The sequence below is a fragment of the Lysinibacillus irui genome (assembly GCF_028877475.1).
GTDB lineage: Bacteria > Bacillota > Bacilli > Bacillales_A > Planococcaceae > Lysinibacillus > Lysinibacillus irui.
Map to the genome: position 1 here is coordinate 3,598,713 of NZ_CP113527.1, position 12,895 is coordinate 3,611,607.

The 12,895-nt window shown below is 38.3% G+C and carries 11 protein-coding genes; 1 reads left to right on the forward strand and 10 read right to left on the reverse strand.

Annotated features, from left to right (window positions below):
* Positions 1-4: 4 nt before the first annotated feature.
* The 10 genes from OU989_RS18130 to secG form a co-directional block, all read right to left on the reverse strand.
* Positions 5-1,330, reverse strand: a complete 1,326-nt coding sequence (locus OU989_RS18130; protein ID WP_274794352.1) for a TRAP transporter large permease — start codon at positions 1,328-1,330, stop codon at positions 5-7.
* Positions 1,327-1,824, reverse strand: coding sequence for a TRAP transporter small permease (locus OU989_RS18135; protein WP_274794353.1), 498 nt, complete (start codon positions 1,822-1,824; stop codon positions 1,327-1,329). The genes OU989_RS18130 and OU989_RS18135 overlap by 4 nt, the downstream gene beginning before the upstream one ends.
* Before the next feature lie 11 nt (positions 1,825-1,835).
* A complete protein-coding gene (locus OU989_RS18140; protein WP_274794354.1) occupies positions 1,836-2,867 on the reverse strand; it encodes a DctP family TRAP transporter solute-binding subunit in 1,032 nt (343 codons plus the stop codon).
* Positions 2,868-3,052: 185 nt separating this feature from the next.
* A complete protein-coding gene (locus tag OU989_RS18145) occupies positions 3,053-4,153 on the reverse strand; it encodes a CdaR family transcriptional regulator (RefSeq protein WP_274794355.1) in 1,101 nt (366 codons plus the stop codon).
* A 44-nt stretch (positions 4,154-4,197) separates the two neighbouring features.
* Positions 4,198-5,538, reverse strand: a complete 1,341-nt coding sequence (locus OU989_RS18150; RefSeq protein WP_274794356.1) for a (Fe-S)-binding protein — start codon at positions 5,536-5,538, stop codon at positions 4,198-4,200.
* Positions 5,525-6,940 (reverse strand): FAD-binding oxidoreductase, encoded by a 1,416-nt coding sequence (locus tag OU989_RS18155; RefSeq protein ID WP_274794357.1) that lies wholly within the window; start codon positions 6,938-6,940, stop codon positions 5,525-5,527. Before OU989_RS18155 ends, OU989_RS18150 begins: the two co-directional genes overlap by 14 nt.
* 230 nt (positions 6,941-7,170) lie before the next feature.
* Positions 7,171-7,635, reverse strand: coding sequence for an SsrA-binding protein SmpB (gene smpB / locus OU989_RS18160; RefSeq protein WP_274794358.1), 465 nt, complete (start codon positions 7,633-7,635; stop codon positions 7,171-7,173).
* A gap of 71 nt (positions 7,636-7,706) precedes the next feature.
* Positions 7,707-10,175: a ribonuclease R gene (gene rnr / locus OU989_RS18165; protein ID WP_274794359.1), complete on the reverse strand. Its 2,469-nt coding sequence runs from the start codon at positions 10,173-10,175 to the stop codon at positions 7,707-7,709.
* 38 nt (positions 10,176-10,213) lie between these two features.
* Entirely contained in the window at positions 10,214-10,960 is a 747-nt protein-coding gene (locus OU989_RS18170; protein ID WP_274794360.1) for an alpha/beta hydrolase, read from the reverse strand.
* Positions 10,961-11,129: 169 nt separating this feature from the next.
* Positions 11,130-11,357 (reverse strand): preprotein translocase subunit SecG, encoded by a 228-nt coding sequence (gene secG, locus OU989_RS18175; protein ID WP_008173196.1) that lies wholly within the window; start codon positions 11,355-11,357, stop codon positions 11,130-11,132.
* Between the two features lie 205 nt (positions 11,358-11,562).
* On the opposite strand from secG, the gene OU989_RS18180 reads away from it, so the two are divergent.
* A complete protein-coding gene (locus OU989_RS18180) occupies positions 11,563-12,813 on the forward strand; it encodes a transglutaminase domain-containing protein (protein ID WP_274794361.1) in 1,251 nt (416 codons plus the stop codon).
* The last annotated feature ends 82 nt before the right edge of the window (positions 12,814-12,895 follow it).

Here is a 12,895-nt window from a genome sequence, read left to right on the forward strand (position 1 = left end):
TTTGCTACTTAATATTTAATAAATCTGGTAAAAATGTTGATAGAGAAGGTATATACGTTACAAGTAATAAGACGATAATCGAAGCAACAATAAACGGTACGACCCCTTTTGAAATTTGAATGATATTAGTCTTTGACATACTTGCTGCAACATATAAATTTAACCCTACAGGTGGTGTAAATAAGCCGATTGCTAAGTTAATCGTCATGAACACGCCAAATACAGCCGGATCTACATCGAGCATTAACATAATCGGTAGTAATATCGGAACGAAAATATAAAATGCTGAAATGGCATCAATAAACGCACCCGCAATTAATAAAATAATGTTGACTAGTAGTAAAATAATGATTTTATTATCTGTTAAACCTAAAACCGTATTTGAAATAGTTGAGGCAATTTGCTCTGTTGTGACAATGTAGGCAAAAACAGAGGCTGCACTTACGATAATCATTACAACAGCTGTTTGTAACGCCGATTCAATAAAAATACGATACATCATTTTTATGTAGCCTTTTCGGTGAATGAACAGTCCAACAACTAATCCATATACAACAGCAATTACTGCCGCTTCTGTTGGTGTGAAAAAGCCTCCATAAATTCCACCTAAAATAATGACAGGAATCATTAATCCAGGAAGTGCTTTAATAAATGCTTCCCACCGTTCTTTTCCTGTGCTTTTTTTCATAGCTGCTTCTACAGAGTCATTAAAAATACCCTTTTGAATATCACGTTTGCGGACATACATCCCAGCGATAAATAAACCGATCCCTACTAAAATACCTGGTATAACCCCAGCCATAAAAAGTCGGTTAATCGTAATAGGGATTTGATCGCCTGCTACGACTGCAAAAATAATAAAGGCGATCGATGGGGGAATAATAATGCCAATTGCACCAGCACTCGCCACCAATCCTCCAGCAGTTTCTTTGCGATAGCCGTTTTTCACCATTGCCGGAATTAAGATACCTCCAATTGCAGCAACTGTTGCGGGGCCAGACCCTGAAATAGCAGCAAAGAAAATCGCGACTAATACAGTTACAAGTACAATGCCACCTTTACGATGCCCTACTAATGTTTGTGCAAAGTCAATTAAACGCTTGGAGATTCCAATATGGTCCATAATGACACCCGCTAAAATAAAGAATGGAATCGCTAATAGCGTAAACTTAGCTACACTTGTATACATAATATCCGTTAATGCTTCAAATCCTGATAGCCCTTGTGATGTAAATAGGACTACCATTGAAGCTACTGCTAAGGATGCAGCAATAGGAACCCTTAAAAATACGAGCACGATAAAGGAGCCAAAAAGTAATAATGCTGTCATACTAGCTCATCCCCTTTCGCTCCATTCCCTTCATTACTTACCGCTTTATATTCTTCAACCATTGCTTGAACTGTACGAATTAAACATAGTAATGCACCTAATGGTAAGGCAGAAGATAAAATCCACTGCGGCATTCCTAAGGCCGGTGTCGTTTGATTAATCTGCATTTGGAACAATACCATATCCATTCCGTAATAAAGCAATACTGCAAACAATACACCACTTGCTACTGATGAAATAATTACAATCGCCTTTTTTGTCAGCTTATTCCCTTTATCGAACAACAAGGTAAAACCAAGGTGTGCGTATCTACGCACACCTAAGGCTGTACCAACAAATGTCAGTAATACTAACAAATTAACTGTGATTTCCTCTGTAAACGAAAGGGATAAATTGACTACATTGCGAGAAACAATGTTTACAAATGTAATAAAGGTAATCGCTGCAAATGTAACGCTTAATACAATCTCTTCAAAGTAGTCTAAGAACTTCATATGTTTCCCCCCTATGGCGTAAACGCTTTCAGTAAATCTTCTCCCCAGATATCCGTATATTTATCATATACAGGCTGAACGACTTTTTTAAACGCCTCCAATTCCTCTTCTGTTGGCGTATAGACATTCATTCCTTTTGACTTTAAATCTTCAATTTGTGACGCTTCTTTTTCGCGTGCAATTTTTACTTGATAAGCAGCTGCTTCTTTCCCTAAACGATCGAATAATTCACGGTCTGCATCGCTTAAAGAATCGTATAGCTTTTTATTCATACCTAACACTAATGGGTCATAGGAATAGTTCCATAATGTTAAATAATCTTGAACTTCCTCTAGCTTTGACGAAGCAATTACATCAATAGGGTTTTCTTGACCATCAATTGTTCCTTGCTGTAACGCTGTAAACACTTCTGAGAATGTCATGGTTGAAGGATCTGTTCCTAATGAACGATATAAATCTGTGTACATCGTAATACCAGGTATACGAATCTTTAATCCATTTAAGTCTTCTGGTAGTTTAATCTCACGCTTACTGTTTGTTATTTGACGGAAGCCATTTTCGCCATATCCTAAAGCCTGTACACCCTTTTCAGCTAAAAGTTCTTTAAGCTTTTCTCCACCTTCCCCATTAAACACTTTATCTACCTCAGAATGATCCTTAAGTAAAAATGGTGCACTTGCCACACCAAAGCGTTGATCTAAAATCGAATAAATAATAGTAGAATTAAAAGTTAAATCGATTGATCCTTTTGCTAAGCCTTCAACAGCCTTCCCTGAATCTCCCCCAGATAATTGCTCATTCGTGAATACTTCAATTTTAATGCGACCATCTGTTTCTTTGTCCATATCATCTGCCAGTTTTTTGGCTGCCTCATACCATGTGGATGAATCTGATACAGTGACTGACATTTTTAATTTATAGGACTTTTCTTTGCCTTCAGCATCAGCACTCTCTCCACCGCTACCACCACAGGCAGCTAATATTGCTGAAACAATCAAGAGCATTGCAAGAAGTAGATTTCTCCCTTTTAAAAATTTCCTCATAAAATATCCCCCTACTCTTTTTATGTTAGACTTAATAATTATTTTATAATTCCGAAAAATCTAAATATATATTCTTTGAGGATAAAAAATTATAAAATAATTGATCGATTTTTGTCTCTAACATATAAAAACCACACAAAAAGCAGCATATTAAAGTATTTAATGACAAGTTTCTCTCCTAAAACTTAAACGCTCTTTCTCTTTCGAAACAGTAAAATAGCAATCATTAATTCCAATTTATTTTCATTATTATTAATATCAATATTTAACAGCTTTTCTATTTTTTTCAGTCGATATTTTAAAGTGTTTTTATGGATATGAAGCGCATCGGCAATTTCCTGTAAACCTCCTTTACTTTTTAGCCACATTTCTAGATTGTATATTAATTCCTCCTCCTCTATTAAAGAGCCAATGGTTCTGCCGATGAAATGGCCCACCTTTTGTTCATCGAGATCGGACAATAGTAGCTCTAATTTCAAATCCTCTTCAAACACAATCTGTCTATTTTCAACAGCAACCGTTAGTGCAATACTTGCTTCATTATAGGATTCATTTAGTGCAAAAAAGGAATGTGAATTGCCAACACCTATAAATATTTCGTCATCATAGAGCTTTATCAGTTTACGGTTAAATGAATGCAGCGTTTGCTCTAAATGAACACGAGTGACTTTTGGTACAAGCAAAACGAGCTTATCGAAGCTCCATTGAAAAATATGTAGTTGAGGATGGATTATTTGAATTGCACGCAAATAATCCATCCCCTTTTCATCAATTCTCCTATTCAATTGAATAATAATCACTCGATCGTAAAGGTCCGTTTCAATATTTAGCATTTCAGCTCGTTGCTCTAGTAGTAATTGATTTACCTGTCCATTTAATAAATCTAGTAAGAAAAGCTCAAACATTTTTGTCTCTCGTTCTTTTTTACGGTGCATTAAAAAATCTTCAACAAAAAACTGTGTAATTTTCTGGACAAGCTTCCCATATTTTTCGATTTCAAACGGTTGTCCTGTAACACCAATTACTCCAATTGGTGTATCCTCAATCACTAATGGCATGACTAGACCCTCGCGCACACCCTTTAATTGTGCTGACAGCTCCTTCGTCATATGCATGACTTCTTTGTTTTTCATCGCTATTAATGCACCCTCATGAAATTGATTCATCCTCGTCATGTCTGTGCTGGCGATAATAAATCCATTATGATCGATTACAACGACATGTTGATCAATCAGTTCACCAAGCTCTCTAACAATCTTTGTTCCAATAATTTGTAAATCAAACATTGTGCCACCTCCATAGAGACTAATATACTGATTATACTGAAAATTTAGTATATTTTAGATATTTTACTATAGTTTTCTATGCTCTTGTAGATAAAATCAACAATATGTGTGGCTTGCATGTTTGCTTCTAGATTTTCTTTATGGATACCAGATTGAATTTGCAGCAAGCAACCTGGATTGGCTGTGACAATCACTGTAGGCTGTAGCGCCTTAATCGTAGCCATTTTGGTAGTTAAAATATTACCTGCTGATGCAGGCTGCAATAAATTATATATCCCTGCTGAACCACAACATGTATTAGCATTTGGCAGCTCTTTAAAGTGGACATTCGGTAGGGCCTGTAAAATCATTCTTGGCTCATTGAAGACTTTATTGACATTACGTAAATGGCAGGAATCCTGATAGGTCACAAGAGTCTTGTTTTCTTGCTGTGGCAAGGTTGCTAAATAATCCAGTAACCCAGCTTTGACAAGCAGGCTTGAAATATCAATTGTCTTCTCTGAAAATCGAACTGCTTTTTCACGATAGCGTTCATCACTATGTAAGTGCTTTTCATATTCCTTTAAGAAAGCACCACAACCACCTGCATTATTAACAATATAGGTATAATCATCTGAATCAAATAACTCTACATTACGAATTAAGTTTTGCTTACCACGCTTTAGCTCACCACTATGTCCATGGAGAGCCCCGCAGCAACTTTGATTATCTGGAATAACAACATCAACACCAAGCATTTGTAGCAAGGACACCGTTTTTTCATTTGTTTCCTTATAAAGTGTATCCATAAGACAGCCTGTAAAAAAGGCCACCTTCATCGAAGCCGTTTTTACCTTCTTTAATGGCTGTACCTTTTTAGCTACTGGTGGTAAAGCTGCCTCCATTGTTTTTAAATGCTTTGGGAATAAATTTAAAAAGCCAATTTTCCGTACAACTTTTTGTAGGCCTGTTTTCTGATAAAGGTGAACTAGACTAGCTGCATGCTCCATATTTTTTTGCTTGACGAAAAGATGATTGAAAACAATTTTTCTTGTCGTTTTTTCTACGAAGGATGATTGCTTCACCTCTTGTACGGCTTCACGGGTTTGCTCGATTAAAGCACCATACTGTACGCCAGCTGGACATGCCGGCTCACATGCGCGACATCCTAAACATAAATCGAATGACTGTTCTACAGATGCATCGAAAGGTACAATTCCGTCACGTACTGCCTTCATTAATGCAATGCGACCACGTGGTGATTGCGCCTCATCCTGCTCCATGTGAAGATATGTCGGACAGCTTGGCAAACAGAAGCCGCATCTCATACAGTCGAGCAATAAATTTTCATCGACATGTGTCTTGAAGGAATGCTGCATCTGCTGTTGTACGTTAGTTACCACCATGTACCACCACTCTTTTCTTCGTTTCTTTTGCAAAGACTTTGCCAGGATTCATAATATGGTTAGGATCGAAGGTTTGCTTAATGTTTTTCATTACATTGATACCGACAGGACCAATTTTCCATTCTAAATAAGGTGCTTTCATTTCACCTACACCGTGCTCCCCTGTAATCGTGCCACCAAGCGAAAGTGCTGCCTCAAAAATTTCCGCAAATGCCGCTTCCACACGGTGCATTTCCTCTTCATCTCGCAGGTCTGTTAAGCATGTAGGATGCAAATTTCCATCTCCTGCATGACCAAATGTGGCAATATTGACATTGTACTTTTCAGATATATCATTAATTCTCATCACCATTTTGGCCAGCTCTGATCGTGGTACTGTGGCATCCTCTAAAATAACTGTCGGTTTTAATTTTGCTAATGCTGATAATGCGACACGTCTTGCTGTTTTAATTTGCTCCGCTTCCTGTGCATCTTTTGCAATTTGCGTAAAGAGAGCTCCATTTTCTTCAGCGATTCGTACCATTTCTTTGACATCTTGTTCTACTTGATGCATTTCACCATCCTGCTCAAGTAATAGCATTGCTTCTACATCTGTTGAGAGTCCTATTTTCATATATTGCTCGACGGCGCTAATTGTTTTTTTATCAAGAAATTCTAGCGTTACGGGAATGATTTTATTGGCAATAATGCTGGAGACTGTTCTCGCAGCATCCTCTAAGGATTCAAAGTATGCGATGCTCGTCATTTTATATTGTGGCAACGGAATAAGCTTTAAAGTAATCGCTGTTACGACACCCAATGTTCCCTCTGCTCCAACAAATAATGATGTGAGGTCATAGCCCGCTACGTCCTTTGCTAGTTTGCCACCTGTTTCTAAAATATCCCCGTTTGGTAAAACAACTTGTAGACCTTTGACATAATCCTTTGTTACACCATATTTTAAGCCACGCAAGCCACCTGAGTTTTCACTAACATTGCCACCAATCGTAGAAATTCTCATGGAGCTTGGATCAGGAGGGTAAAATAAACCATGTGCTTCGACGAATGTACAAAGATTCTCAGATATAATGCCAGGCTGGACTGTAATCGTTAAATTTTCCTTATCGAAATTTAAAATTTGATCCATTCTATTAAATAAAATCACTACGCCCCCATCGTAAGGCACCGTTCCTGCTGCAAGATTTGTTCCAGAACCTCGCGGAATAATTGACATTTTATATTCATTACATACTTTAATTACCTCAGCAATTTCCTCTGCATTTCCTGGTGAAATGACAAGATCAGGTAAGCGCTGAAAATTTGCCGTTGCATCATAGGAATATGCTAAAAGCTGTGCAATTGAGCTTTTAATGTATTTTTCACCAACAATGTGCGTAATTTTTTCGATAACTGTTTTATTCATAAGACTCACCTCGAAATGAAATATGTAGTTACTACAATTTTAATTGTTGGAATTTTCTAAACATATGTCTTGGAAGATAAAAAAGGGGATTATATTTTAATTTTTTTGTGTTATAGGACCAAAAAAGAAGCTGTTGGATAAATCCAAACAGCTTCTAAAAAGGTTTTGCTTCAATATAGTAAAAAGCAGATGAGAAAGTTCGGCACTTGCCTGCTTTCTCATCTGCTTTGCTAACGCTGACGTTCCTTAAAGACACGTTCCATTTCGCGTTTTGCTTCTTTTTTGCGCATGTCGTTACGCTTGTCGTAGTCTTTTTTCCCTTTGCCGACGCCGATGAGGAGCTTGGCGTAGCCGTCCTTGATGTACATTTTTAGTGGGACGATTGTGTAGCCGTCACGTTTTACAGCACCGACTAGCTCGCCGATTTGCTTTTTGTGGAGCAACAGCTTACGGGTACGTAGTGGATCGTGGTTAAAGCGGTTGCCTTGTTCGAATGCGCTTACGTGCATATTATTGATCCATGCTTCGCCATTACGGACACGAACAAAGGAGTCTTTAAGTTGGACTTTGCCTGCACGGATAGATTTAATTTCTGTGCCTGTTAGTACCATGCCTGCTTCAATTGTCTCCTCGATGAAGTAGTCATGGCCTGCTTTTTTGTTTTGTGCTAATACTTTACCAGTACCTTTTGCCATATTTTTCACCCTCTACTTAAAAGGTTGAGCTTGAGCGAAAGCATCCACAACAAGGATACTTTCGCTCATGCTTATTTACGTTTTGATTTTTTCTTTTTGCCTTTTTTAGCAATGCCTTCATAGAACTTTTGCTTTTGTTTCACGCGTTTTTTAGGTCCAGGGCTTGAGTCATCTTTGCGGCGTCCACGTGGATCACGGTCGCTTTCACGGCGTTCACCTTGTTTGCTGCTTCGACTTCCTCTTTCTTCCTCTTGGCGACGGCCTCTTCGACTACCACCACGACTGCCTCGTTCCTCATCACTGCGTGTACTTCTGCGACTGCTGCCACCTTTGTTATCACTGTAATTTTTTCGTGCATGGATTACAGTAGGTGCTGCTTTGCGTGTTCGTCCATATGAAGTTACCATTCCAACGATTTCAAAGTCAATCGATGACTCCTCAATAATGACATTAGCCACACGAACGGTCACCTCATCACCAATACGGAATTGGCGATTCGTTCGTTCACCGATCATAATCATTTGACGATCATCGAAGCGGTAGTAATCATCTGTCATATTGCTAATATGGACAAGTCCTTCAATCGTGTTTGGTAGCTCCACAAAAATACCGAAGTTTGTAATCGATGAAACAATTCCTTCGAATTCTTCGCCAATTTTGTCGGACATATATTGTGCTTTTTTCAGAGCGTCTGTATCACGTTCTGCATCAACAGCACGGCGTTCGCGTTCAGATGTGTGATCAGCAATTTCATCCATTGCCATACTCCACTGGGCAATCGTTTCTCTAGATGTATCCTTATTAATTATATACGTACGAATTAAACGGTGTACGATTAAATCAGGATAACGGCGAATTGGTGATGTGAAGTGTGTATAGAAATCCGTTGATAAACCAAAGTGACCAAGGCTTTCTGGATAATATTTTGCCTGCTGCATCGAGCGTAATAGCATCGTTGAAATAACAGGCTCCTCTGGCATCCCTTCAATTGCTTTCAATACATCCTGTAACGCTTTTGGATGGACGGTATTACCCGTACCTTTAATTAAAATACCGAAATTCGTGACAAATTCAAAGAAGCGTTGAAGCTTTTCAGGCTTTGGATCTTCGTGAATACGGTATAGGAACGGTACATTCATCCAGTGGAAGTGCTCTGCTACGGTTTCATTGGCAGCTAGCATGAAATCTTCAATTAATTTCTCGGCTACTGTACGTTCACGTAATTCAATATCTACAGGCCATCCTTCTTCATTTACAATAACTTTAGATTCTTTAAAGTCGAAGTCTATGGCTCCTCGCATTTCACGTTTACGACGTAAAATATTGGAGAGCTCTGCCATGTTTTTAAACATTGGAACAAGTGGCTCATAGCGTTTAATTAGCGCCTCATCCTGCTCCTCTAAAATCTTGTAAACGTCCCTATACGTCATACGTTCCGTCGTTTTAATCACACTTTGGAAAATTTCATGTGAAATCACATTACCATTCGCATCAATGATCATTTCACAGGATAGCGTTAAACGGTCAACCTGTGGATTTAAAGAACAAATACCATTCGATAATCGATGTGGAATCATCGGTATAACACGGTCTGTTAAATAAACACTTGTCGCACGGTCGTAAGCTTCAAGGTCAATAACCGAGCCTTGCGTTACATAATAACTTACGTCTGCAATATGTACGCCAAGCTTGTAAGTACCATCGACATTTTTCGTTACGGTAACCGCATCATCCAAGTCCTTTGCATCTGCACCATCAATCGTCACAATTGTTTCATGTCGTAAATCACGGCGACCTTCTAAATCAGCCTCTGTAATTTCATCTGGTACACGTTGTGCTGCAGTGATGACTTCATCTGGGAATTCAGGTGGGATGTCATGCTTATATAAAATCGATAAAATATCCACACCCGGATCATTTTTATGGCCTAAAATTTTTGTAATATAGCCGGTTGCCGATTTTAAATCCTCAGGCCATGTCGCAACCTCAACAACAACCTTATGTCCATCGACAGCTCCTAATGTATCCCCTTTAGCAATAAAGATATCCATTGGTAGCTTTTTATCGTCTAGGACAACAAAGCCGAAGCCTCGATTTGCTTGGAATGTCCCAACAAAGCTTGTTTGACCACGTTCAACGACCTTTGTTACAGTACCTTCGCGACGATCTCCGAATGATTCCTTTAAAACACGAATTAAAACGATGTCTCCATTAATGGCACCATTAATTTCATGTGGTGGAATGAACACATCGTCCATGCCCTCAATATCAGGCGTTACAAAGCCGAAGCCCTTCGCATGCCCAATAAATTTACCTCTTAGTAAATTCATACGCTCTGGTAGGCCATAACGATTGGAGCGTGAACGAACAACTAAGCCTTGTCCTTCCATGCGGACTAATGTTTTTACAAGCTCCTTAAATTCCTCCGCATCCTCAAAGCCGAATTCTTCCTCGATTTCACCAACAGTTAATGGTTTATAATCATCTTGACCGAAGAAATCGAGTAAACGACTTTGTAGTGTATCTTTTTGGTCTTTCATACATATTCCCTCCTTCATGAGAAAATCCTATTTATAATTTATTGTGCCCAATTTAGGCTTTCTAAAAAGCGATAAATGTCTTCATGTAATTGATCTTTTTCTTGATCTAGTGTAATAACATGTTTTGAGTTTTCATACCACTTGATGTGCTTTTCAAGTGACTCAGTTTGATTATATATAATGTTGGCAGATTCTGTCTCTATTACCTCATCATTTGTAGCTTGAACGACAAAAATTGGCGCATAAATCATGTCTATTTCTTGTCGCGTACGTGCAATAAATTCACGTAGCTCCTGTAGTGACGGCATGCCCTTTTCAGCAATGAGCGAAACTTCTGCTTCAATTTGGTCATCCTGTTTCCCTTGGAATTTCTTATATTCTCTAGCGTATTTCAAAACACCCTCAAACATAACGTCTGTTGTACGCATTGTCATGGGTGCACACATTGTGACAATTCCTTTTACAGGATTATTTAATGCAACGTTTAATGCCATAACACCACCTAATGAGAGGCCTGCAACAGCAATTTCCTGATAGCCAGCATCCTGTAACTGTTTGTAGGCGGCTACGACATCCTGCCACCAGTCTGCTGGACCTGTTGTGACCAGTTCCTCCGGCTCCACACCGTGGCCTTTATAGTGAGGTGCTAAAGTAGTATACCCTTTTTTCTCTAAAAATCTACCAAGCATACGCACGTCTGCAGAGCTGCCTGTAAAGCCATGTAATAGTAAAACGGCACGTGGTCCTGCTTGAAAGAAAAATGGCTGTGATAATGATTTGTTCATTGTAAGCACTCCTTCATCTAAACACTCATTTCTACTATACCCATTATAGTCATCTCCATAATGCTAAGCGATTGATAATTTGGTTAGTAGGTTACAGAGAGATTCTTCCATTAAGTTATGATAAAAGAAAACGCCCAACCAATTAGGTTAGGCGATATATCTTCAACTATTAGATTTTTGTAATAGCGATTGCTAGAATAAAGAATAGTATAGCTAACACAATTGTTGCACGGTGAAGGATTAAATCCATACCACGTGCTTTTTGCTTTCCAAATAGTTGCTCAGCTCCACCCGAGATGGCACCTGATAAGCCTGCACTTTTACTAGATTGAAGTAATACCACAACGATTAACGCTAATGATACGATAACTAATGAAACTAATACTACTGTATGCATTCACTGCACCTCCCGAACTTTGAAACATCACAACAGACTATATTATAACAAAAAAAGGTTGCCATGACAAACTTAGCTTTAAGTTTAACAGTTTTTTTCCGCTTCATCCCCCTCTACTTGTCGACTTTTGCTACTATTAGTGGATATCGCCAACCCTCTAATTAGATTATAATGGAAGAAATGAAATTTTCTCGGAGGAAAGAACTTGAATAAAAAAATAATAACTCTTCTTTTATTATGCTGTATGATTCCCTTTCTTACAGCATGCTCAAAAGCTCTAGACCTGCTGCTTGAAGAAGAGGATGACACAACTACGACGTTAGCAGAAGAAACAAAAAATGATGTGAAGCAGCCAGAGAGTAAAGCATTATCCCCCTCTTTTTCGCCTACAGACTTATTCTCAACATCTTTATTTAAAGATGATCCCGCATTATTACAATTTACCAAAAGAGTCGAGAAGCAAGTGGCAACATTTGAACAGCGCTTTCAAGTCCCTTATACAGGAAAGCTAGATTTTGAGGATTTTGAGGTTCAACTAAATGATTTAAATAGCTTGCTTACCTTTGTGGACCCCTATACAGCCGGTTATTTTCTTGACTATGAATGGACGGCTTGGGAAACCGATGATGGCTATTTAGTTGAACTGTCGATTGATTATTTAACAGATGCCAGGAAGGAGCAAAAGGTAGATCACTTTGTGGAAGCCTTTGCTGACAAGCATATTACGAAGGAAATGACAGATTTCGAACGTGCTAAAATCATTAATGATTATGTGGTGCAATTAGCCACTTATACAGAAGAGGGCTCGACGGAAGGACAGACGGTTTTTGAATTGATTAGTGAAAAAACTGCGGTATGCCAGGCCTATGCCTTACTTGCTTACCGTTTATTAGTAGCATCAGGTCTTGATGCAAAATATGTATACGGCTATAGCGAGGATCAACTACATGCGTGGAATTTAGTTAGTGTCGAAGACCAGTGGTATCATCTTGATACAACTTGGAACGATGTTGACTCTAATGAACCCTATGCGATTTCTTACGAGTATTTTTTAGTCAATGATCAAAAGCTTAGCCAGGATCATTTATGGGTTGCTGAAAACTATTTTGCTGCTACTAGTAATGATTATGATTTTATGCATGATATGTGGTATGCCAATACAGTTGCTGATGTGATTTATTATAATAGCATGAAAGATAATATGGTTTATTCCTATAATTTAGCGACCAATGAACATAAAAAGATAACTGAAACAGCTTGTTATTATTTAGCGACTTATCATGACTCCATCTATTGCAGTGATTATGACAACGCTGGTTATTTAACAAAAATTAAACTCGAGGACGGCTCTGAAGAAATACTAGTGGAAGATGAAGTCCTTAATTTAACGATCCAAGATGGTATTTTATATTACGAAACGATCGACGGCTCACAGCATCAACAAATACTTCAATAAAATCTGTGTGATGTTCACACAGATTTTTTTCTTTCTTCCTATGCCACCATTTACAGTATTACCATATTTTATTAACAAATTT

Excerpts from the sequence above, each read along its gene's own strand:
- OU989_RS18170 (WP_274794360.1), bottom strand. The coding sequence starts at position 10,960 with ATGAACAAATCATTATCACAGCCATTTTTCTTTCAAGCAGGACCACGT.
- OU989_RS18150 (WP_274794356.1), bottom strand. The coding sequence starts at position 5,538 with ATGGTGGTAACTAACGTACAACAGCAGATGCAGCATTCCTTCAAGACA.
- OU989_RS18145 (WP_274794355.1), bottom strand. The coding sequence starts at position 4,153 with ATGTTTGATTTACAAATTATTGGAACAAAGATTGTTAGAGAGCTTGGT.
- OU989_RS18135 (WP_274794353.1), bottom strand. The coding sequence starts at position 1,824 with ATGAAGTTCTTAGACTACTTTGAAGAGATTGTATTAAGCGTTACATTT.
- rnr (WP_274794359.1), bottom strand. The coding sequence starts at position 10,175 with ATGAAAGACCAAAAAGATACACTACAAAGTCGTTTACTCGATTTCTTC.
- smpB (WP_274794358.1), bottom strand. The coding sequence starts at position 7,635 with ATGGCAAAAGGTACTGGTAAAGTATTAGCACAAAACAAAAAAGCAGGC.
- secG (WP_008173196.1), bottom strand. The coding sequence starts at position 11,357 with ATGCATACAGTAGTATTAGTTTCATTAGTTATCGTATCATTAGCGTTA.
- OU989_RS18140 (WP_274794354.1), bottom strand. The coding sequence starts at position 2,867 with ATGAGGAAATTTTTAAAAGGGAGAAATCTACTTCTTGCAATGCTCTTG.
- OU989_RS18130 (WP_274794352.1), bottom strand. The coding sequence starts at position 1,330 with ATGACAGCATTATTACTTTTTGGCTCCTTTATCGTGCTCGTATTTTTA.
- OU989_RS18155 (WP_274794357.1), bottom strand. The coding sequence starts at position 6,940 with ATGAATAAAACAGTTATCGAAAAAATTACGCACATTGTTGGTGAAAAA.